We start from the raw sequence: 20,063 nt of genomic DNA, 5'->3' as shown, positions 1-20,063 counted from the left end.
AAACACCTCATTGGGATGTGAGCAAAGGCGGGCGGCGCAACAGACCGTGAACCGGTCCGAACACCACGGACAACAGGTAACTGCCACCGGCGACCAGTACGATGGCCGGGCCGCTGGGCAGCGAGTAGTAGAACGACAGCAACAGGCCGAGCCATACCGATGCGCAACCGATGAGCGCGGCGATGGCAATCAGGATCGGCAGGCGCCGGCTCCAGAAGCGTGAGGCGGCAGCGGGCAGCATCATCAGGCCGACCACCATCAAGGCACCGATCGCTTGGAAACCGATTACCAGATTGAGCACCACCAGCGTCAGGAACACGCCATGGGCGACGGGGCCAAGCCGGCTGACCGTGCGCAGGAAAAATGGATCGAGCGTGTCGAGCAGCAACGGTTTGTAGATCAGCGCCACGGCCATCACGCTGAGCGCCGATACCCACAACATGCCGTTGAGGGTCGCTCCGTCGACCGCCAGTGCGGAGCCGAACAGCAGGTGCAGCAAATCGAGTCGCTTGCCGGCGATCCCCAGAATCAGCACGCCGCTGGCCAGCGATATGGGATAGATGGCCGCGAGGCTGGCGTCTTCGCGCAGGCCGGTGCGTCGAGTGATCCACGCGGCGAGTCCGGCCATGCTCAGGCCGGCACCAAGGCCGCCGAGGGTCAGCGCCGGCAGACTCAGCCCAGCGAACCAGAACCCCAACGCCGCGCCGGGGAGGATGCCGTGGGCGACCGCATCACCGATCAGGCTCATCCGGCGCAGGATCAGAAACACACCCAGTGGTGCCGTGCTGCACGCCAGGACCAGACCGCCGAGCAGTGCACGACGCATGAAGACGAACTCGTGGAACGGTTGCCATAAATGGCTGAGCGTGAGCATCAGGCCACCTGCGTGTGAGGCGTTTGCTGGATGAGGTCGGCACTGCTGCCGAATGCGCAGCCGCTCTGTTTGATCAGCAGAGTCTGTGGAATGTGTTGGCGCACGGCGGCAAGGTCATGGCAAACCACGACCAGGGTTCGTCCTTGTTCATGCCAGGCGTGCAGGTGTTGCCACAACAGTGTCTGACCCAGTTCGTCGAGTGCGGCATGGGGTTCGTCGAGCAGCAGCAACGGTGTGTCGGCCAAGCTCAATCGGGCGAGCAGGGCGCGTTGCAGTTCTCCGCCGGAGAGAGCCATCAGGGGACGATGTTCCAGTCCGCTCAGGTGCCAGTCTTCCAGTGCTGAATCGAGACGTTGAGCCCTGAGTTGTGAAGACAGTCGGCGTCCCCAGAATCCGGCCGCCACCAATTCCTGAAGGCTGATCGGGAACTGTCGATCCAGATGTTGTTGCTGAGGCAGAAAGGACAAACCGCTTTGGCGTGGAACACCCAGCTCGACCTTGCCGGACAATGGTCGCTGTAACCCGGCGATCACTTTCAGCAGGCTGCTTTTGCCGCTGCCGTTGACGCCGATGATTGCTGTCATGCTGCCGCTTTCCAACTTCATGTTAAGCGGTGCGGTAAGCGGTTGACCGGGTGCTCCCCAGCTCAGGTTCTGGCAGCGGATCATGGCTGCTCCCGGCGCCAATGACTCTCGGCGACGGCGTCGTGAGCGTGAAGGCTTTCGGCGTGGATGACTCGTACGTGGAATTCGCTGACACCGGGTGAGCGACGCAGTGCCAGGTTCAGGCGTCGGGCAGCGTCTTCGCAGAACATCAGGTTCTGGCCATTGGCGAGGGCGAAGGCTTGTTCGTCGGCGCGTTTCACAGCGGTTTGCACGGCGGTGCCGAGTGCTGCTTCGGCGTCGTTGATGATGGACGTCAGGGGTAGTTCGTCGATGAACTCGTCCAGGTGCAGATGCAGTTGTGCGGTACTGCGTTGGCTGTGAGGTGTCGCCACAATGCCTTGGGTTGAGCCCAGCCACGCCAACACATCGGCGTGTTGCAGTGGTTTGTTGGCGAAGTCGTCGACGAATTGTTGCTGGATCAACTGCCTCGCCAATGCTGCGGAACACGGGCAAGTTGAGGAGTACGCGACATCTATTTTCAGTTCCACGTGGAACACTTTGTTTTTTAGCCGGGCTGAAACGGTGACGGGATAAGTTTTCCATCCCGCCAAAGGACTGACCAATGCCGGCCTTCTCAGCAGTAAATCAGTGTGGATATTCAGATAGGCGGCGTCGGACAGATCTTCGTGGCTGTCGAGGAAACGCTGCAGAACTCGGCGTAAAAGAGCGGGAGAAAGGTTTTGCTGCTCCAGCGTTTCCAGTCCCAGATACAGGCGCGACATGTGAATGCCGCGTGCATCTCCATCATCCAGACTGACACCCGCATCCGCTTTGGCAGCCAAGCGTTGGCCTTCGATAAACACAGGTAATGCGATGCCGCACATCCCCACCCATTCGAGAGGCAGGGCCTGGCGGGCGGCTTGAGCCGCAACATCCGGCAAAGTCAGCGCGTTCATGAGCAGTTCCATCATGGTGATTGAATTTGATGTTACATTATAACAATTCAAACCACGATGCCTTTTTCATGAACAGGCTTTCATATGCACAGACGCCATTTGCTCAACCTGATGCTGGCCAGCGCGGCCTTTGTTTTGCCTTTTTCGGTGTCCGCCACGCAGATACGCAATGCGCGGCTTTGGCGTTCGGATGACAAGCTTCGGCTAGTGTTCGATCTGAGTGGTCCCGTGAGCTACAAGACATTCGCCTTGAGTGCGCCGGAGCGGTTGATCATCGATTTGAGCGGCGCCAGCCTGAGTGGGGATTTCAGCCAGTTGGCGTTATCCGGCACCCCTATTCATTCGATCCGCTCCGGCCATTTTGGCCAAGGGAATACCCGGATCGTCCTGGATTTAAGCAGCCCGGTTCAGCTCAATTCATTCTTGCTGGCACCCCAGGACGGGCAAGGACATCGCCTGGTTCTGGATCTTATGAGCGCTTCAGCAGTGCTCCCGGCGAGCGTTCCACGTGAAACACCCCAAGAAAAATCCCACCCCAAGCGCGACATCATGGTGGTCGTCGACCCTGGTCATGGCGGGAAAGATCCGGGTGCAATTGGCGCCAAGGGCGAGCGGGAAAAGGATGTGGTTTTGTCCATTGCGCAACTGCTCGCACGTCGGCTTAAACGAGAAAAAGGCTTTGATGTGAAGCTGGTTCGTAACGACGATTTCTTCGTTCCGTTACGCAAGCGTGTGGAGATTGCGCGTCAGCACAAGGCTGACATGTTCATCTCGGTGCACGCCGATGCTGCACCGCGTCTGACGGCTTCCGGGGCGTCGGTATATTGCTTGTCCGAAGGCGGTGCAACATCCGCTACCGCGCGGTTCATGGCGCAGCGTGAGAACGGTGTGGATCTGCTTGGTGCTACCAGCCTGCTCAATCTCAAGGACAAGGATCCGATGCTCGCTGGCGTGATCCTCGACATGTCGATGAACGCAACCATCGCCGCCAGTTTGCAACTCGGAAGCACAGTGCTGGGTAGTCTGGCCGGAATCACCACGCTGCATCAAAAGCGTGTGGAACAGGCTGGATTTGCCGTTCTGAAATCGCCGGATGTGCCATCAATCCTGGTGGAAACCGGGTTCATTTCCAACGCACGGGACAGTCAGCGCCTGGTGACGGCGCGTCATCAGCAGGCCGTGGCGGATGGTTTATTTAATGGCTTGCAGCGCTATTTCCAGAAAAATCCACCCGTCGACAGCTACATGGCGTGGCAACAAGAGCAGAAAGAATCGCGGGTTTAGCAGCCAGTGATCCGGCTGCAGGTGAACTTCGCGCTGCTGCCACCGGAGCTGGAAAACCGATTGATCGTCGTCCAGCCCACGCGGCGGTTGTAGCCAACCCAGGCTTCCCCATCGGAAGCGATGCCGGTGAAGAACGTCAGTTGCCCGTAGCGGCTGTTGGTTTGTGCCCAGTAGCGGTTGCCTGCTTTCTCGAATCCGCGCAGGTAAATCGTGCTGCCGACGGTGTTGACGCTATAGGCGTTGCCGTTGCCATCGATGCACGCCAACAGGTTCGCGCTGCGGGTGCAATTGGCGAGCCCCGGCACTTGTGCTTCGGCATTCAGCGTCAGCAATGCCAGGCAGATAAACGAGTATTTCAACGCGGTTTTCATGACGTAACTCGGCGACGGCCTTGGTTGCAGCTTCCAGCCCTTTGTCACTTTGGGCAAGAAGAGAGTAGATTGAATTTGTTGTTATACTATAACATTAATCGGACAAGGCTTTCCGTGGCTTCCTTTTCAAGCGTCCGCTTCCCTGTTGATCTCATCGAAGCCCAAGAACGCTAGCCCCGAGAGCCTCCAGCGCTGTTTAGCGACCGTCTGATGAGGTTTATCCAATGTCTTCCCGACTTCCCGTGACCGTTTTGTCCGGCTTTCTCGGCGCCGGAAAAAGTACACTTTTGAATTACGTACTACGTAACAGAGACGATCTGCGCGTCGCCGTTATCGTCAACGATATGAGCGAAATCAACATCGATGGCAGCGAAGTCCAGCGTGATGTCAGCTTGAACCGTGCCGAAGAGAAGCTCGTGGAAATGAGCAACGGCTGTATCTGCTGTACGTTACGTGAAGACCTGCTTGAAGAGGTAAGCCAGCTGGCCCGTGAAGGCCGCTTCGACTATCTGCTGATCGAATCGACGGGAATCTCCGAGCCGTTACCAGTGGCCGAGACGTTCACTTTCCGTGATGAACAAGGGCAAAGCCTCACCGACATCGCTCGCCTCGATACCATGGTTACTGTAGTCGACGGCATGAACTTCCTGCCGGACTACCAGGCCGCTGAAAACCTCGCCTCTCGTGGCGAATTTCTTGGTGAAGAAGATGAGCGTTCGATCACCGATCTGCTGATCGAGCAGATCGAGTTCGCCGACGTTCTGTTGATCAGCAAGATCGACCTGATCAGCAGCCGCGAGCGGGAAGAGCTGATGGCCATTCTCAGACGCCTCAACGCTCAGGCCGAGATCATCCCGATGGTCATGGGTGAGGTACCGCTGGAGAAAATTCTCAATACCGGTCGTTTCGACTTCGAAAAGGCCGCTCAGGCGCCCGGTTGGCTGCAGGAACTGCGTGGGGAACATGTGCCGGAAACCGAGGAGTACGGCATCGCCTCCACGGCCTATCGGGCACGCCGGCCCTTTCATCCGCAGCGTTTCTTCGACTTCATCGATCGCCCTTGGGTAAACGGCAAACTGCTGCGCTCCAAAGGCTTCTTCTGGCTGGCCAGCAAACCCACCGACGCCGGCAGCTGGTCCCAGGCTGGCGGGCTGATGCGCCATGGTTTCGCCGGGCGCTGGTGGCGCTTCGTGCCGAAAGAACAGTGGCCGCAGGATCAGGAAAGTACCGCCGCGATCATGGAAAACTGGATCGCCAGCGTAGGCGATTGTCGCCAGGAGCTGGTGTTTATCGGGCAGAACATCGATTTCGCACAGTTGTCATCGGAACTCGATGATTGTCTGCTGACCGATGACGAAATGGCGCTCGGTACTCAAGGCTGGCTGCTACTGCGCGATCCTTTTGGCTCCTGGCACGACGAGGTCGCCTGATGCTCGCCCTGAAACCGCTGCCAGGCAGCACGCGCCATCACTCTTTCGGCCAGACCCCGCAGGCACTGGCGGACATTCTTGACGACGAGACCAACCTCGCGGTCTGGCAACGACAGCTTCCGCTGCACATTGCCGAATTCGCGGACTTGTTGCTGTCTCTGAACGAGCCTTACGCCGAGTCGCTGTGCCTGGAATTACCGGACGAAGACGCAGAACCGGATCTCACGGGACTGGCCAGCGGCTTTCGCGATCTGGAAGGCTACGAAGGATTTATCGCCGACTTGAAATGGCTGGTCAGTGCCTTCGCCTGCCTGCTGGGCGCGCGGCGTATCGGCTTGCGCCTGCGGGTATTGGACAAAGCCATGTGTCCGCGTTTTCACGTCGATCATGTGCCGGTGCGGTTGATTACGACGTACGCCGGTGTCGGCAGTGAATGGCTAAGGGAGGGGCAGATGGACCGTCGGCAACTGGGACAGCCGCAAGCCGAGCCGCAGGAAAGGTCACGGATTCAGCAATTGAATCGGGGCGAAGTGGCATTGCTCAAGGGCGAAAAATGGCACGGCAATGAAGGTTTCGGGCTGATCCATCGCTCGCCGCAACCGGCGCCGGGTGAGCGGCGGCTGATGCTGACCCTCGACTGGCTCGGATAGCGCCTCAGGGCTTGAGCCATTTCCCCTGACTCTGAGCCTCGCAATAAGGCTGCAAATACGCCGCATCGGTGGCCACGCCGTAATAGTGGATATCCTGGCGATAAGGCATATTGGCGACTTGTGCGTTGCTGCACACGCCGAATGCGCCGGCGGGGCACTGGTCGACGTATTGAACCTCGACTTTCTGCCCGGCCAGGGTCGGCTGGCAGAAGCCGTCGTTGAACAGTTTTTCCGGGATGTTGCGGTTCTGCTGGCAGACTTTCACGTCGAGCCGCTCTGCCTGACTGTGCACCACGCAGGCCTGTGCCAACGCCTCGCCCGACACCAGCGCCAGCAGCAACGACCATCCCATCCACCGCATCTTCGACCTCCAGAAAACCTTGATCATGTTGCAGAACATTCCCACCCACGTCATCGCCGGCCCCTTGGGCGCGGGCAAGACCAGCCTGATCCGCCAGCTCATGGCCCAGCGACCGGCGGGCGAGCGTTGGGCGGTGCTGATCAATGAGTTCGGCCAGATCGGGCTCGACGCTGCGCTGTTGACCCGCGACGCCGATGGTATCGCACTGGGCGAAGTGGCCGGGGGCTGTTTGTGTTGCGTGAACGGTGCGCCGTTCCAGATCGGTCTGGGGCGTTTGTTGCGCAAGGCGCGGCCGGATCGCCTGTTCATCGAGCCCTCGGGGCTCGGGCATCCGGCGCAGTTGCTGAAGCAACTGAACGACGCGCCGTGGCAAGGCGTTCTCGCCGTACAACCTTGCGTACTGGTGCTGGACGCACAGGCCCTCGCCGCGGGCAAACCGCTGCCGGACGCGCAGCAGGAAACCTTGTCCAGCGCAGGCCTGCTGCTGTTGAACAAGGCAGAAAGCCTCGACGAGCCCACGCGTGAGCGAATCACCCGGCAGTTGCCGTCTGTCCGGCTGATCTGGACGCAGCAGGCAATGTTGCCGCTCAGCGAATTGCCGGGTCTGGCGGTGCAGGCGCAGGCAGGTGTGGATCAGTTGATCGTGCCCCAAGGGCTGGCGCAGATGCCGGCCATCTGGAACGATCCGACATTGCCGATCTGTCTGAGTCAGGCTCAGGAGGGAGGTTGGAGCATCGGTTGGCGCTGGCATCCGAGCCAGGTGTTCGACATATCGGGGATTACCCAATGGCTGAAAAGCCTGAACTGGCGCCGGGCCAAGCTGGTGATTCACAGCCCGGACGGCTGGCAGTCAGCCAATGCGCTGGACAATGCCGAGCCCAGCTGGCTGCCCAGTGAATGGCGCAAGGATTCCCGGATCGAGCTGATTTTCGACGAACCACAAGCGATTGGTGAGTTACAGGCCGGGCTGGCCCGGTGTCGGCTTCAGGCAGGCTGATTCAAGGCTTCCACTTGGTGTGTTCCTGACGCCACTGGCTCAGCTCGATCACTTCACCACCCGGCTTGGTCACTTCCACCACGGGTGGCGTGTCATCAAATGGCGCCGGGTAGGGCGCCAGTTCGATCTGGGCGCTGTGCGCACCGAACTGGGTGATGGTGCCGTTGTGCCGGGTTTCGCCGGTCACGGTAAATTCGAAATTGTAGACCCGGGCCAGACGTCGCCGACCGCTGGCGTCCTTGATCAGGCCGATCTTCTTCAGCGCCACGTTACCGTCGAGCAACTCGACGCCGACATTCACGCAATGCTGTTTGACCCGCTCCAGCGCCCGCTCGCGCAAGCCGTGGTTGTGCCAGAGCCACGCACCGGCAATGGCGAACAGCATCAGCACGAAAATGTTTTCCAGGGTGAGCATCAACACGAAACTCCAAATGATGGCGTCAGCTTAACTGCGTCGCCGGTCTGTCGTACAGGCTGCTTTTCGTCGCATACTGCGCGGCTTGAATTTCAATCGTTTTACGGAAAAACCCGAATGAAACGTACGCCTCATCTGCTCGCCATCCAGTCCCATGTGGTGTTCGGCCACGCCGGCAACAGCGCTGCGGTTTTTCCGATGCAGCGGGTCGGGGTGAATGTCTGGCCGCTCAATACGGTGCAGTTCTCCAACCACACACAGTACGGCCAGTGGGCCGGAGAAGTGCTGGCGCCGCACCGGATCCCCGAACTGGTCGAAGGCATCGCCGCCATCGGTGAGCTGGGCAATTGCGATGCGGTGCTGTCCGGCTATCTCGGCAGCGCGGCGCAGGGCCGGGCGATTCTCAGTGGCATCGAGCGGATCAAGGCAGGCAACCCGAAAGCCCTTTATCTGTGCGACCCGGTGATGGGGCATCCAGAAAAGGGTTGCAGCGTTCCCGCCGAAGTCAGTGACTTCCTGCTGGAGGAAGCTGCTGCCGTTGCGGATTTCATGTGCCCGAACCAGCTGGAGCTGGACAGCTTCTCCGGACGCAAGCCGCAGTCGCTGTTCGATTGCCTGACGATGGCGCGGGCGCTGCTGGCTCGCGGGCCGAAAGCGGTGCTGGTCAAGCATCTGGATTACCCGGGCAAGCCGGCGGATGGTTTTGAGATGTTGCTGGTGACGGCCGAGGGCAGCTGGCACCTGCGGCGTCCGCTGCTGGCGTTTCCGCGTCAGCCGGTGGGGGTGGGCGATCTGACGTCCGGCCTGTTCCTGGCGCGCGTGCTGCTCGGCGACAGCCTGGTGGCGGCTTTTGAATTCACCGCAGCAGCGGTGCATGAAGTGCTGCTGGAAACCCAGGCCTGCGCCAGCTACGAGCTGCAACTGGTGCGGGCGCAGGACCGGATTGCGCATCCGCGGGTGAAGTTCGAAGCCACGCCGATCAGTCTGTAAGACCGAGTTGTCCTCATTCGCGAGCAAGCCCGCTCCCACAGGAGGAACGCATTCCAAATGTGGGAGCGGGCTTGCTCGCGAAAGCTATCTGCAGAGCGCCATAAATCGAAGGGCTGATCAGGCGTCGCCCTTGATTTCCTGATAGCGCTTTTCCAGCTCCTGACGGATCTGCCGGCGTTGCTGCGCCTGCATGTAGCGGCGTTTGTCTTCGCTGTTCTGCGGTTGCAGCGGCGGTACGGCGGCGGGTTTGCGCTGATCGTCCACCGCGACCATGGTGAAGAAACAGCTGTTGGTATGACGCACCGAGCGCTCGCGGATGTTCTCGGTCACCACTTTGATACCGACTTCCATCGAGGTGTTGCCGGTGTAGTTCACCGACGCGAGGAAGGTCACCAGTTCGCCGACGTGGATCGGCTCGCGGAAAATCACTTGATCCACCGACAGGGTCACCACGTAGCGGCCGGCATACCGGCTGGCGCAGGCGTAGGCCACTTCGTCGAGGTATTTGAGCAGGGTGCCGCCGTGGACATTGCCAGAGAAGTTGGCCATGTCGGGGGTCATCAGTACCGTCATCGACAGCTGGGCGTTTCCGGGTTCCATAACGTTCTCACGGGTCAAGGCAGGGTTGCTGGAAGAAACACCTCTGCGGGTGCCTGGTCGCTTTTCAAAAGCACCGTTATCGGGACGCCAGGCAACTGGCCGCCGTCACGCCCGAATCGATCTGTTTCCATATATTGCACCGCCTTTCAGCCGGAAGTCGCGGTGTTACCCTGCGAAAGCGCCTCCCCAAGGGCGATTCCTACACCCAAAGCGGATTTTTACTCAGCTCGCCCAGACATTTCCCATGCCTGCGTGAGCCTCGTCATTCAAGGAGCCCACACCATGCATGCCATCAGCTTTATTCAGGATCTGGCGGTGATCATGTTGGTCGCAGGTGTGGTGACCGTGCTGTTCCACCGCTTCAAGCAGCCGGTGGTACTTGGCTATATCGTCGCCGGTTTCATCATCGGCCCGCACACACCGCCGTTCGGCCTGATCCACGACGGAGAAACCATCAAGACCCTCGCCGAGCTGGGGGTGATTTTCCTGATGTTCTGCCTGGGTCTGGAGTTCAGCCTGCGCAAGCTGTTCAAGGTCGGCGCCACAGCATTCATCGCAGCGTTCCTCGAAATTGTCCTGATGATCTGGATCGGCTACGAAATCGGCCGCTGGTTCGACTGGAACACCATGGATTCGCTGTTCCTCGGCGCGATCCTGGCGATCTCCTCGACCACCATCATCGTCAAGGCACTCAACGACCTGAAGATGAAAAACGAGCGCTTCGCGCAGCTGATCTTCGGTGTGCTGATCGTCGAGGACATTCTCGGCATCGGCATCATCGCCTTGTTGTCGAGCATCGCAGTCAGCGGCACGGTGAGTTCCGGCGAAGTGTTTTCTACCGTCGGCAAGCTCTCGCTGTTCATGATCGTCGCGCTGGTGGTCGGCATTCTGCTGGTGCCGCGACTGTTGGCCTACGTGGCGAAATTCGAAAGCAACGAGATGCTGCTGATCACCGTGCTGGGCCTGTGTTTCGGCTTCTGCCTGCTGGTGGTCAAACTCGAGTACAGCATGGTGCTCGGGGCGTTCCTGATCGGCGCGATCATGGCCGAGTCGCGGCAACTGCTGAAAATCGAGCGCCTGATCGAGCCGGTTCGCGACCTGTTCAGCGCGATCTTCTTTGTCGCCATCGGCCTGATGCTCGACCCGATGATCCTTCTGCAATACGCGTGGCCGATTGCGGTGATCACGGTCGCCGTGGTGCTGGGCAAGATGTTGTCCTGCGGCCTCGGGGCGTTTATCGCCGGCAATGACGGACGCACCTCGCTGCGGGTCGGGATGGGGCTTTCGCAGATTGGCGAATTCTCCTTCATCATCGCGGCGCTGGGGATGACGCTCCAGGTCACCAGCAACTTCCTCTATCCGGTGGCTGTGGCGGTTTCGGTGATTACCACGCTACTGACGCCGTATCTGATCCGCGCTGCCGATCCGCTGTCGATCAAGCTCTCCGCCGCGATGCCGCAGCGCCTCGGTCGAGTGTTCGGGATGTACGGCGAGTGGCTGCGCAGCATTCAGCCGCAAGGCGAGGGGGCGATGCTGGCCTCGATGATCCGGCGGATTCTTCTGCAGGTCGGGGTCAATCTGGCGCTGGTGATCGCGATCTTCTTTGCCGGCGCTTTCTTTGCCGGGCGCCTCTCGATCTGGATGCAGGAGTGGATCAGCGATCCGAGCTGGCAGAAGGCGTTGATCTGGGGCGGGGCGTTGCTGGTGTCGTTGCCGTTCCTGATCGCGGCCTATCGCAAGCTCAAGGCGCTGTCGATGCTATTGGCGGAGATGGGCGTGAAGCCGGAAATGGCCGGGCGTCACACACAGCGAGTGCGCCGGGTGATCGCCGAAGTGATCCCGATCATCTCGCTGCTGGTGATTTTCCTGCTGCTGGCAGCCTTGTCGGCCAGTATCTTGCCGACCAACAAGCTGCTGGTGCTGATCGCCGTGGTCGCGGCCGTCGTGGCGGCGCTGCTCTGGCGCTGGTTCATCCGGGTGCACACGCGGATGCAGGTGGCCCTGCTGGAAACCCTCGACAACCACAAAGAGCCGTCGGGGCACTGACCACCCATGGGATCGGGGCGTTTCAGCTTTCCAGCCAGACGTCCCGTGCCCAGTGCCAGACCGATTCCCAGGACTCTTCGGTGATCAGTTCTTCTTCGCCGGACCACAGCACCACGGTGCCGTCTTCTTCGACGCAGTAGTAGTTGTCGCCATCCTGACAGATAGGGATCAGGTCGCGCGGCACGCCGGCGTCCCACGCGTTGGCCGCTACATCCGGCAGATAGGTGTGGGACTGCGGGTCGGTGACGGTCACCGGCTCCAGGCTGCCGTAAACCACGTCGCTGACGGTCAGCAGAAACTCCTTGAAGACGAACGGGATATTAATGAAGAGCTCTTCTTCGACCTCCACCAACTGGTCTTCGTCGGGCAACTCCAGGGGAACCGGTACGGGTTCGTTGGCTTCGCGCAGTTGTTCGATGATTTCTTCCACGTCCGGGATCCTCTTGCTTGAATGGCGCGGTTTATATGGGCCGGTTTATACAGTAGCTCGCTATAGATGCAACCGCGAAATAGAAAACCCCGGCCGAGGCCGGGGTTTTCTATTGCAGCGGATAAAACGTCGGAGGTGATCAGCCGTTCTGGCGGATACCGGCGACGAACCAGGGCTGGTTGTCGCCCTGAGGACGCTCCATGTTCCAGCTTTCGCTGAACACTTCGCCCTGCTGGTCGAAACGCGAGGTTTTCGATACGCCGGTGAAGGTCAGGGTCGCGATGGTCTTGTCCGCGCGGTCATCCACACCATCCAGTTGCACCTGAAGGTTGTCGATGTAGGTGGACTGGAAGCCGTCACCCAGTTCCGCGCGCTCGCGCTTGAGGAACTCGAACATCTGCGGGGTCACGAACTCGGCGATCTTGTCCATTTCGTTGGCGTCCCAGTGCTGCTGCAGCGCCTGGAAGTGGCTGCGGGCGGCTTCAAGGAAGCGCTGTTCGTTGAACCAGGCCGGTGCGTTGATCACCGGACGGGCGGCAGCAGGCGCGGCCGAACCACCGAAGATCGAACCCATGGCCGCTGGTTTCTGTTCGAACACTTCACGTTGCATCGGCGCGCCGGCCGGAGCGAATTGCTCCTGCTGCTTGCGGCGACGGGCGGCGATGAAGCGGAAGATCACGAACGCGATCACGGCCATGATCAGGATGTCGAAGATCTGCATGCCTTCGAAGCCGCCGCCCATGAACATGGAAGCGAGCAGGCCACCGGCCGCGATGCCGGCCAGAGGGCCGAGCCATTTCGAAGCACCGCCGGCCTTGGCCGCAGCGCCTGCGGCACCGGCAGCACCAGCGGTCGCCGCAGCGCCGCCCGTGCCTGGGGAAGAAGGAGCCATCTGGCTGGTCTGGTGCGTCGGCGCAGCGCCGGCGCTTTTGCCACCACCGAAGCGCTTGGCGTTGGCGTCGAGGCTCATCGTCAGGCCGATGCACAGCGCCATGGCGATGCTAAGAAAACGTTTCATAAAGGGAATTCCCGTTTGTGGAGAGCACGCGCGCCATGTTGCACAGCTGAAGTGTCACTGGCTAGCGGCAGAGTGTTTCGGGCTTTTGCCTGACAGGTTCTGTTCAGCTCGGTCGAGGCAATAAGGCTATGTACTTTTGTCTGTAGGAAAAGGAGATAGGTTCAGCAGGAAATGGATCAGCGCCGCAAGGCCAGCATCACCACACCGGCAGTGATCAGGCCAATACCGCCCCACTGGCGCAGGTCGAGTTTCTCGCCCAGCAGGACCATACCGAGTACCGCCACGAAGACCACGCTGAGCTTGTCCACCGGGGCGACCAGCGACGCCGGGCCGACTTTCAACGCCCGGAAGTAGCACAGCCACGAGGCACCGGTACCCAAGCCCGACAACAACAGAAACAGATAGCTCTTGGCGGAGATCGATCCCAAGGACTGATATTGGCCCGTGGCGTACAAAATCAAGGCCAGACTGACCAATACGACGATTGTGCGCAGGAGGGTGGCGAAGTCGGAGTTAACGTTTTCGATGCCGATCTTGGCGAAGATGGCCGTCAGCGCGGCGAAAGTGGCCGAGAGCAAGGCCCAGAATGTCCAGGAAGAAAAGAAGCCCGAGCCCATGGATGCTGCCTCCAGTGCCCGTTCCCGCGCCGGGCGCGGGAACGAACGGTGACTTAAATGGCTTCCAGCTTCGCGTACCCGAGCATCAGCCACTTGCTGCCTTCGGCGAAGTTCACCTGCACCCGGGCCTGGGCGCCGGCGCCTTCGAAGTTGAGGATCACGCCGTCGCCGAAGATTGAGTGACGGACAGCCTGGCCAAGGCTCAGGCCGGTTTCCGGAATCTCGCTGCCGCTGAACAGGTTGCTGCCGCCCATCGACTGGTTGCCGCCGAACGGTCGGCTGACGCTGTTGGACAGACGCACTTCCTGAATCAGGCCCTTCGGTACTTCCCGTACGAAACGCGACACCTTGTTGTAGGTTTCGCTGCCGTACAGACGTCGGGTTTCAGCATAGGTCATCACCAGATTCTGCATCGCCCGGGTAATGCCGACATAGGCCAGACGCCGCTCTTCCTCAAGGCGACCCGGTTCTTCCAGGCTCATCTTGTGCGGGAACAGGCCTTCTTCCATGCCCACCAGGAACACGTAAGGGAATTCCAGGCCCTTGGCGCTGTGCAGGGTCATTAACTGAATGCTGTCTTCGTGCTCGTCGGCCTGTGTGTCGCCGGCCTCCAGCGAGGCGTGGCCGAGGAACGCCGCCAGTGGAGTCAGCTCTTCGTCTTCTTCGGTGTTCTCGAAGTTGCGCGCGGCGCTGACCAGTTCCTCAAGGTTTTCCACCCGGGCCTGGCCTTTCTCGCCTTTTTCCGCTTCGTGGTAGGCGATCAGTCCGGACTGCTCGATGACGGTCTGGGTCATCAGGTGCAACGGCATCTCGGCGCACTTGGCGGCGAGGTTTTCGATCAGTTCGATAAACGCGCCCAGCGCACCGGCGGCGCGACCGGTCAGGCCTTTGTTGGCCACCAGCTGGCGCATGGCTTCCCACATCGACACATCGCTGTGACGGGCATGGTCGCGGATCGCTTCGACGGTTTTTTCGCCGATGCCACGAGCCGGGACATTGATTACCCGTTCCAGCGCCGCATCGTTGCCGCGACCTTCCAGCAAACGCAGGTAAGCCATGGCGTTCTTGATTTCCGCCCGCTCGAAGAAGCGCTGACCGCCATAGATGCGGTACGGAATGCGTTCACGCAGCAGCGCTTCTTCCAGAACGCGGGATTGGGCGTTGGAGCGGTAGAGAATCGCGATATCGCTGCGAGCCAAGCCGGTTTTCAGCGCGCTTTCGATGGTTTCGACAACGTAGCGTGCTTCATCGTGTTCGTTGAACGCGGCGTAGAGGTTGATCGCTTCGCCATCGCCACCATCGGTCCACAGCTCTTTGCCCAGACGCCCGGTGTTATTGGCGATCAGGGCGTTGGCGGCCTTGAGGATGCCGGCGGTGGAGCGGTAGTTCTGCTCCAGACGGATGGTCACCGAATCCGGGAAGTCGGAAGAGTACTGGTGGATGTTCTCGATTTTCGCGCCGCGCCAGCCGTAGATCGACTGGTCGTCGTCGCCGACCACCATCAGGCTGTCGCCGCCCTTGCCCAGCAGACGCAACCAGGCGTACTGCACGGCGTTGGTGTCCTGGAATTCGTCCACCAGAATGTGTCGGAAACGCTTCTGGTAGTGCGCCAGCAGGCCCGGGTGGTCGCGCCACAGGTCGAGGGCGCGCAGCAGCAGTTCGGAGAAATCGATGACGCCGGCACGCTGGCAGGCCGCCTCGTACGCTTCATAAATGCCGCGCATGGTGGCCAGGAACAGATCGCCGCTGGCCTGAATGTGTTGCGGACGCAGACCTTCGTCTTTCTGTCCGTTGATGAACCACTGGGCCTGACGGGCCGGCCAGCGTTGCTCGTCCAGCCCCAGCTCGCGGATTACCCGCTTGACCAGCCGTTGCTGGTCGTCGCTGTCGAGAATCTGGAAAGTCTGGCTCAGCCCGGCTTCCTGCCAGTGCGCCCGCAACAGGCGGTGCGCCAGGCCGTGGAAGGTGCCGACCCACATGCCGGCCGGGTTGATGCCCAGCAATTGCTCGATGCGGTGACGCATCTCGGCAGCGGCCTTATTGGTGAAGGTCACCGACAGAATCGAGTGGGGCGAGGCGTTCTCGACCTGGATCAACCAGGCGATACGGTGCACCAGCACTCGGGTTTTGCCGGAGCCGGCACCGGCCAGGACCAATTGACGACCAACGGGAGCCGCTACGGCCTGGCGTTGGGCATCGTTGAGGGAGTTCAGCAGAAGGGAGAGATCATCGCGCATCGGGGCATTCTAGGGTGCGCCGCAGGCCCGGGCAAACCGAGCTTTGCATTAGCCGATGAAAGTGCCGCCCGTGACGACCGGTCGGTCACCGGCTACAGGCGTTGGCCCGCCTGGCGTCGGGGCTTTGGCGGGTGACGAGCGGTGGAAAAGTTTCGGTGAAATTATGATCTGGGGCAGTTTGGCAAGTGGTTCGGCTTGTGTATGCTCCGTCCACGTTTCCGGGCGCATGCTCACACTTATAAGAACAAGAACGTTGCCTATGACCCTCAGCTTCGACCTGTCGGGCCCCTCCGTGGAGCCTCGGGTAATCCGCAAGCATTACGCCACCCAGATGGCGGTCGAGCGCACGCGCCTTCTCTATCAGGGTTCGCTGTTGCCCACCCTGTTCATGTTGATCAATGGTCTGGTCTGCGCCGGTCTGCTCTGGAGCCCGCAGCGTTACTTCGTGGTCAGCGTCTGGCTGGTGTGGCTGTTGTCGCTGGTGGCGCTGCGGGTGATTCAGGTCGCGGCCTTCGATTCTGCGATTCCCGATCGCCAGGCCCAGCCGATCTGGGGCCGGATGTTCCTGCTCGGCTCGACCATGACCGGCCTGACCCTGGCCGGCGCCGGCATCGCTCTGGTCCCGGCCGACAATTTCATGCAGCAGGCCTGGGTGTTCGGCCTGATCGGTGCCGCGACCCTGTCGGCCAGCGTGGCTTACGCCGTGAGCATTCCGGCTTTTCTTTCCTTTACCTTGCCGTGCCTGCTGCCGGCCATCGGCTATCTGTTCTGGGGTGGCGACGAACTGGCGCGCGGTTGGGGCTGGCTCGGGCTGATCCTGCTCGGCTCGCTGAGCGTGGTGGCGTGGCAGGTCAATCGGCTGATCGATCGCGGTTTGCTGCGGCGCTTCCAGAACCAGCACCTGATCGAACACCTGCAACAAGCGCAAACCCGCAGCGAACAGCTCAATCAGGAGCTGGCGAAGGAAATCGAGCACCGGCGCTGCGCCGAGGGCAAGTTGCGTGAAGCCCAGGTCGAGCTGGAAGACCGGGTCGCCCAGCGCAGCCGGGAACTGGACGTCGCCAACCAGGCCCTGAGCAAAAGCGAGGCGCGCCTGGCCCTGGCGTTGAAGGCCAGTGAACTGGGGCTGTGGGACTGGAACCTGCAGACCGATGAAGTTCACCACACGCAGATTCAGGAACTGTTCGGCATTGACCCGGAATACGTCACCGGGCTGCTCAGGCATCTGCGGCCCCGACTGCACCCGGAAGACGTGCCGTCGCTCAAGCGAGCGCTGATCGAGCACTTGAAAGGGCGCACCGAGGATTATCAGATCGAGTACCGCGTCCGCCACGGCGACGGCCACTGGGTCTGGATCGAAGACCGTGGGCGAGCGGTGGAGCGCGACGAGAACGGGCGGGTCATCCGCATGGTCGGCACTCGCCGCGACATCAGCGTCAGCAAAAGCCTGGAAGCCCAGCAGCAACTGGCGGCGACGGTGTTCGAGGCCGCCAGCGAAGGCATCGTTATTCTTGACCCGAATTATTCACTGATTGCTATCAATCAGGCCTTCAGCCGGGTCACCGGTTACGACATCGACGACATGCTCGGACGCAACGTCGTGGAGCTGCCGTGCAGTCGCGATGCCCGCCGGCACTACGTCGCGATCCGCCACGCGCTGGAGCAGCACGGCAGCTGGCAGGGCGAACTGGTGGAGACCCGCAAGAACGGCGAGCTGTATCCGCAGTGGCTGCAATTGAATGCCGTGCGCGACAGTCGGGGAAATGTCAGTCATATCGTCGGCTTCTTCGCCGATCTGTCGGCGCGCCGCGAATCCGAAGAGCGCATGCGCTACCTGACCCACTACGACGAACTCACCGGCCTTGCCAATCGCTCGCTGTTCCGCGAACGCCTGCACGAAGCGCATCAGCGCGTGCGGCAGGGTGGGCGCCGGAGTCTGGCGTTGCTGCACATCAACCTGGATCGTTTCAAGCTGCTCAACGACAGCCTCGGCCACGAGATCGCCGACCAGTTGCTGCAAAAGATGTCCCGTCGTCTGGTCAATGCTCTGCCGGAGGCCGACACCATTGCCCGGCTGTCCGGCGATGAGTTCGCGGTGCTGTTCGACGCCTACGGCAACCTCTCGAGCCTGGCGCGGGTCGCCACGCGATTGTCGACCAAGCTGCGACTGCCGTTGACCGTGGACGGGCATGAGCTGGTGGTCAGCGCCTCGATGGGTATCAGCATGCTGCCGGACAACGCCCGGGAGATTTCCGCGCTGGTCAGCCAGTCGAACATTGCCATGCAACATGCCAAGCACCTGGGGGGCAACAACTTCCAGTTCTACACCGACAGTCTGCAGGCCAGCACGCTGGAGCGCCTGCAACTGGAAAACCAGCTGCGCAAAGCCATCGAGGACAAGCAGCTCAATGTCTTCTATCAACCGAAACTGTGCCTGGCGACCGGCCGTCTCAACGCGGCGGAAGCGCTGGTGCGCTGGGATCACCCGACCATGGGCCGAGTGCCACCGGGGGATTTCATCGGTCTGGCCGAAGAAACAGGGCTGATCGGGCCGATCGGCGAATTCGTGCTGCGCCAGGCCTGCTGGCAGGCGTGCGAATGGCAGCGTCAGGGGCTGGCGCCGATCCGGGTTTCGGTGAACCTGTCGGTGCATCAATTGCGCCAGGGCAAACTGGTCAGTCTGGTGCGCCAGGTGCTGGAGGAAACCGGCTTGGCGCCGCACTACCTCGAACTGGAACTGACCGAAAGCCAACTGCTCGACAGCGTCGAACACATTATCGCCACGTTCCAGCAGTTGCGGGATCTGGGGGTAAAACTGGCCATCGACGATTTCGGCACCGGCTATTCATCGCTGAGCTATCTGAAGCGGATTCCGGTGGATTACGTGAAGATCGATCAGGCCTTTATTCGCGGGTTGGGCGAGGGCAGCGAAGATGCGGCGATCACCCGGGCGATCATTGCGATGGCTCACGGGCTGTCACTGAAAGTTGTCGCCGAAGGTGTCGAGCGATCCGAGCAGCTGGCATTTCTGAAAGCTGAAGGTTGCGATGAAGTGCAGGGCTATCTGATCAGCCGTCCGGTGGAGGCGGTCGGCCTTGCCGCATTGCTGCGAGAACAGGAAAAACCGCTGTAAAGGGCTACATGCAGCGCATGTCGCCTGATCCGGGGGGATTGAGTTACGCATTGAGCAGGCAAAAAGCCGATTCATGTAGTATAACTACAAGCTTGCTACATCCCCGGCATCTGGCCAAAGCACATCTTTCCATAACAAGAGTCCAGCCCCTTGAATCTGCTGCAACACATCGCCCAGTCACGTCACCTGTTACGCAAGTCGGAGCTCAAGGTCGCCGACCACGTGCTGCTTGACCCTGCGGCAGTGATGCACAGTTCCATGGCCGACCTGGCCCACAGCGTCGGCATCAGCGAGCCGACCATCGTGCGCTTCTGCCGGGCCATCGGTTGTTCCGGTTTCCAGGATCTGAAACTCAAGCTCGCGCAAAGCCTCGCGGCCGGCGCCAGTTTCGGTCAGTTCGCGATCCATGAAGACGACTCCGTCGCCGACTACAGCCTGAAAATCTTCGACACCACGTTGCACACGCTGATGGAGGTTCGCGAGAAGCTCGATCCCCTGGAGCTGCAACGGGCGGTGACGTTGATGTCCCAGGCCCAGCGCGTCGAGTTCTACGGCTTTGGTGCGTCGGGCGCGGTGGCGGCGGATGCGCAGCACAAGTTCTTCCGCTTGCTGCTGACGGCGGCGGCGTATTCCGACCCGCACATGCAGGCGATGTCGGCAGTGACGCTGAAGCCCACCGACGTGGCGATCTGCATTTCCCAGTCCGGCCGTTCCAAAGACCTGCTGATTACCGCCAACCTCGTACGCGAGAGCGGTGCGTCGCTGATCACTTTGTGCCCGAGCCAGACACCGCTGGCCGAGCTGTCGACCGTCAACCTGGCGATCGATGTTCACGAAGACACCGAAATCTACACGCCGCTGACCTCGCGTATCGCTCACCTGGTGGTGATCGACGTACTGGCGATGGGCGTGGCCATGGCGCGCGGGCCGAGCCTGGTCAACCACCTCAAGAGCGTCAAACGCAGTTTGCGCAGCTTGCGGCTGTCGCCAAAATCGGTGAAAGCGCTGGATGACTGATGGTCATGGGGTGACGGCAATCTTCATCTGCC

At 60.8% G+C, this 20,063-nt stretch carries 19 protein-coding genes; 8 read left to right on the top strand and 11 right to left on the bottom strand.

Annotated elements, in window-relative coordinates:
• Positions 1–7: 7 nt before the first annotated feature.
• Genes KJY40_RS00710 through folE2 form a run of 3 tightly spaced genes read right to left on the bottom strand, consistent with a single transcriptional unit; the run spans position 8 to position 2,435 of the window.
• The gene (locus KJY40_RS00710; protein WP_230734362.1) at positions 8–874 is read right to left on the bottom strand and encodes a metal ABC transporter permease; all 867 of its coding nucleotides are present in this window, start codon (positions 872–874) and stop codon (positions 8–10) included.
• Entirely contained in the window at positions 874–1,542 is a 669-nt protein-coding gene (locus KJY40_RS00705) for a metal ABC transporter ATP-binding protein (RefSeq protein ID WP_230734360.1), read from the bottom strand. The genes KJY40_RS00710 and KJY40_RS00705 overlap by 1 nt, the downstream gene beginning before the upstream one ends.
• Positions 1,539–2,435, bottom strand: coding sequence for a GTP cyclohydrolase FolE2 (folE2, locus tag KJY40_RS00700; protein ID WP_230737784.1), 897 nt, complete (start codon positions 2,433–2,435; stop codon positions 1,539–1,541). Before folE2 ends, KJY40_RS00705 begins: the two co-directional genes overlap by 4 nt.
• Positions 2,436–2,519: 84 nt before the next feature.
• Between folE2 and KJY40_RS00695 the strand changes: the two genes are divergently transcribed.
• Positions 2,520–3,719 carry an N-acetylmuramoyl-L-alanine amidase gene (locus tag KJY40_RS00695; RefSeq protein ID WP_230734358.1) on the top strand — a complete coding sequence of 400 codons (1,200 nt, stop codon included), beginning with the start codon at positions 2,520–2,522 and terminating at the stop codon, positions 3,717–3,719.
• Here the strand turns inward: KJY40_RS00695 and KJY40_RS00690 are convergent.
• On the bottom strand, positions 3,716–4,090 hold the full coding sequence (locus tag KJY40_RS00690) for a glutamine synthetase (protein ID WP_230734356.1): 375 nt from the start codon (positions 4,088–4,090) through the stop codon (positions 3,716–3,718). The genes KJY40_RS00695 and KJY40_RS00690 overlap by 4 nt on opposite strands.
• A gap of 224 nt (positions 4,091–4,314) precedes the next feature.
• On the opposite strand from KJY40_RS00690, the gene zigA reads away from it, so the two are divergent.
• Complete coding sequence (zigA, locus tag KJY40_RS00685) at positions 4,315–5,520, top strand: zinc metallochaperone GTPase ZigA (RefSeq protein WP_230734354.1); 1,206 nt, start codon at positions 4,315–4,317, stop codon at positions 5,518–5,520.
• Positions 5,520–6,170 (top strand): DUF1826 domain-containing protein, encoded by a 651-nt coding sequence (locus tag KJY40_RS00680; protein ID WP_230734352.1) that lies wholly within the window; start codon positions 5,520–5,522, stop codon positions 6,168–6,170. Before zigA ends, KJY40_RS00680 begins: the two co-directional genes overlap by 1 nt.
• 4 nt (positions 6,171–6,174) lie before the next feature.
• Here KJY40_RS00680 and KJY40_RS00675 read toward each other — a convergent pair whose 3' ends face one another.
• A complete protein-coding gene (locus tag KJY40_RS00675; RefSeq protein WP_179693208.1) occupies positions 6,175–6,531 on the bottom strand; it encodes an NADH:ubiquinone oxidoreductase in 357 nt (118 codons plus the stop codon).
• Between the two features lie 25 nt (positions 6,532–6,556).
• Between KJY40_RS00675 and KJY40_RS00670 the strand changes: the two genes are divergently transcribed.
• Positions 6,557–7,528 carry a CobW family GTP-binding protein gene (locus KJY40_RS00670; RefSeq protein ID WP_230734350.1) on the top strand — a complete coding sequence of 324 codons (972 nt, stop codon included), beginning with the start codon at positions 6,557–6,559 and terminating at the stop codon, positions 7,526–7,528.
• Between the two features lies 1 nt (position 7,529).
• Here the strand turns inward: KJY40_RS00670 and KJY40_RS00665 are convergent, their stop codons facing one another.
• Positions 7,530–7,943, bottom strand: a complete 414-nt coding sequence (locus KJY40_RS00665) for a DUF3301 domain-containing protein (RefSeq protein ID WP_230734348.1) — start codon at positions 7,941–7,943, stop codon at positions 7,530–7,532.
• 117 nt (positions 7,944–8,060) lie between these two features.
• Between KJY40_RS00665 and pdxY the strand changes: the two genes are divergently transcribed.
• Entirely contained in the window at positions 8,061–8,933 is an 873-nt protein-coding gene (gene pdxY / locus KJY40_RS00660; protein WP_230734346.1) for a pyridoxal kinase PdxY, read from the top strand.
• A 117-nt stretch (positions 8,934–9,050) separates the two neighbouring features.
• Here the strand turns inward: pdxY and KJY40_RS00655 are convergent, their stop codons facing one another.
• The gene (locus KJY40_RS00655) at positions 9,051–9,533 is read right to left on the bottom strand and encodes an acyl-CoA thioesterase (RefSeq protein ID WP_003229693.1); all 483 of its coding nucleotides are present in this window, start codon (positions 9,531–9,533) and stop codon (positions 9,051–9,053) included.
• A 282-nt stretch (positions 9,534–9,815) separates the two neighbouring features.
• Between KJY40_RS00655 and KJY40_RS00650 the strand changes: the two genes are divergently transcribed.
• A complete protein-coding gene (locus tag KJY40_RS00650) occupies positions 9,816–11,579 on the top strand; it encodes a cation:proton antiporter (protein ID WP_230734344.1) in 1,764 nt (587 codons plus the stop codon).
• A 22-nt stretch (positions 11,580–11,601) separates the two neighbouring features.
• Here the strand turns inward: KJY40_RS00650 and KJY40_RS00645 are convergent, their stop codons facing one another.
• The 4 genes from KJY40_RS00645 to uvrD form a co-directional block, all read right to left on the bottom strand.
• Positions 11,602–12,009, bottom strand: coding sequence for an SMI1/KNR4 family protein (locus KJY40_RS00645; RefSeq protein ID WP_007995855.1), 408 nt, complete (start codon positions 12,007–12,009; stop codon positions 11,602–11,604).
• Between the two features lie 139 nt (positions 12,010–12,148).
• Complete coding sequence (locus KJY40_RS00640; protein ID WP_230734342.1) at positions 12,149–13,027, bottom strand: Tim44 domain-containing protein; 879 nt, start codon at positions 13,025–13,027, stop codon at positions 12,149–12,151.
• Between the two features lie 176 nt (positions 13,028–13,203).
• Complete coding sequence (locus KJY40_RS00635; protein ID WP_230734341.1) at positions 13,204–13,644, bottom strand: EamA family transporter; 441 nt, start codon at positions 13,642–13,644, stop codon at positions 13,204–13,206.
• A gap of 53 nt (positions 13,645–13,697) precedes the next feature.
• Positions 13,698–15,881, bottom strand: coding sequence for a DNA helicase II (gene uvrD / locus KJY40_RS00630; protein WP_007954248.1), 2,184 nt, complete (start codon positions 15,879–15,881; stop codon positions 13,698–13,700).
• 259 nt (positions 15,882–16,140) lie between these two features.
• On the opposite strand from uvrD, the gene KJY40_RS00625 reads away from it, so the two are divergent.
• Both KJY40_RS00625 and hexR read left to right on the top strand, forming a co-directional pair.
• Positions 16,141–19,014: a putative bifunctional diguanylate cyclase/phosphodiesterase gene (locus KJY40_RS00625; protein WP_230734339.1), complete on the top strand. Its 2,874-nt coding sequence runs from the start codon at positions 16,141–16,143 to the stop codon at positions 19,012–19,014.
• A 150-nt stretch (positions 19,015–19,164) separates the two neighbouring features.
• A complete protein-coding gene (hexR, locus tag KJY40_RS00620) occupies positions 19,165–20,031 on the top strand; it encodes a transcriptional regulator HexR (protein ID WP_007954250.1) in 867 nt (288 codons plus the stop codon).
• The last annotated feature ends 32 nt before the right edge of the window (positions 20,032–20,063 follow it).

This window comes from Pseudomonas fitomaticsae, assembly GCF_021018765.1.
Taxonomy (GTDB): Bacteria; Pseudomonadota; Gammaproteobacteria; order Pseudomonadales; family Pseudomonadaceae; genus Aquipseudomonas; species Aquipseudomonas fitomaticsae.
This window is presented reverse-complemented; position numbering and strand designations above follow the sequence as displayed.

What these genes read in the sequence shown, in the direction of transcription:
- KJY40_RS00710 (WP_230734362.1), bottom strand. Translation starts at nt 874, where the DNA reads ATGCTCACGCTCAGCCATTTATGGCAACCGTTCCACGAGTTCGTCTTC.
- KJY40_RS00705 (WP_230734360.1), bottom strand. Translation starts at nt 1,542, where the DNA reads ATGATCCGCTGCCAGAACCTGAGCTGGGGAGCACCCGGTCAACCGCTT.
- folE2 (WP_230737784.1), bottom strand. Translation starts at nt 2,435, where the DNA reads ATGAACGCGCTGACTTTGCCGGATGTTGCGGCTCAAGCCGCCCGCCAG.
- KJY40_RS00695 (WP_230734358.1), top strand. Translation starts at nt 2,520, where the DNA reads ATGCACAGACGCCATTTGCTCAACCTGATGCTGGCCAGCGCGGCCTTT.
- KJY40_RS00690 (WP_230734356.1), bottom strand. Translation starts at nt 4,090, where the DNA reads ATGAAAACCGCGTTGAAATACTCGTTTATCTGCCTGGCATTGCTGACG.
- zigA (WP_230734354.1), top strand. Translation starts at nt 4,315, where the DNA reads ATGTCTTCCCGACTTCCCGTGACCGTTTTGTCCGGCTTTCTCGGCGCC.
- KJY40_RS00680 (WP_230734352.1), top strand. Translation starts at nt 5,520, where the DNA reads ATGCTCGCCCTGAAACCGCTGCCAGGCAGCACGCGCCATCACTCTTTC.
- KJY40_RS00675 (WP_179693208.1), bottom strand. Translation starts at nt 6,531, where the DNA reads ATGCGGTGGATGGGATGGTCGTTGCTGCTGGCGCTGGTGTCGGGCGAG.
- KJY40_RS00670 (WP_230734350.1), top strand. Translation starts at nt 6,557, where the DNA reads ATGTTGCAGAACATTCCCACCCACGTCATCGCCGGCCCCTTGGGCGCG.
- KJY40_RS00665 (WP_230734348.1), bottom strand. Translation starts at nt 7,943, where the DNA reads ATGCTCACCCTGGAAAACATTTTCGTGCTGATGCTGTTCGCCATTGCC.
- pdxY (WP_230734346.1), top strand. Translation starts at nt 8,061, where the DNA reads ATGAAACGTACGCCTCATCTGCTCGCCATCCAGTCCCATGTGGTGTTC.
- KJY40_RS00655 (WP_003229693.1), bottom strand. Translation starts at nt 9,533, where the DNA reads ATGGAACCCGGAAACGCCCAGCTGTCGATGACGGTACTGATGACCCCC.
- KJY40_RS00650 (WP_230734344.1), top strand. Translation starts at nt 9,816, where the DNA reads ATGCATGCCATCAGCTTTATTCAGGATCTGGCGGTGATCATGTTGGTC.
- KJY40_RS00640 (WP_230734342.1), bottom strand. Translation starts at nt 13,027, where the DNA reads ATGAAACGTTTTCTTAGCATCGCCATGGCGCTGTGCATCGGCCTGACG.
- KJY40_RS00635 (WP_230734341.1), bottom strand. Translation starts at nt 13,644, where the DNA reads ATGGGCTCGGGCTTCTTTTCTTCCTGGACATTCTGGGCCTTGCTCTCG.
- uvrD (WP_007954248.1), bottom strand. Translation starts at nt 15,881, where the DNA reads ATGCGCGATGATCTCTCCCTTCTGCTGAACTCCCTCAACGATGCCCAA.
- KJY40_RS00625 (WP_230734339.1), top strand. Translation starts at nt 16,141, where the DNA reads ATGACCCTCAGCTTCGACCTGTCGGGCCCCTCCGTGGAGCCTCGGGTA.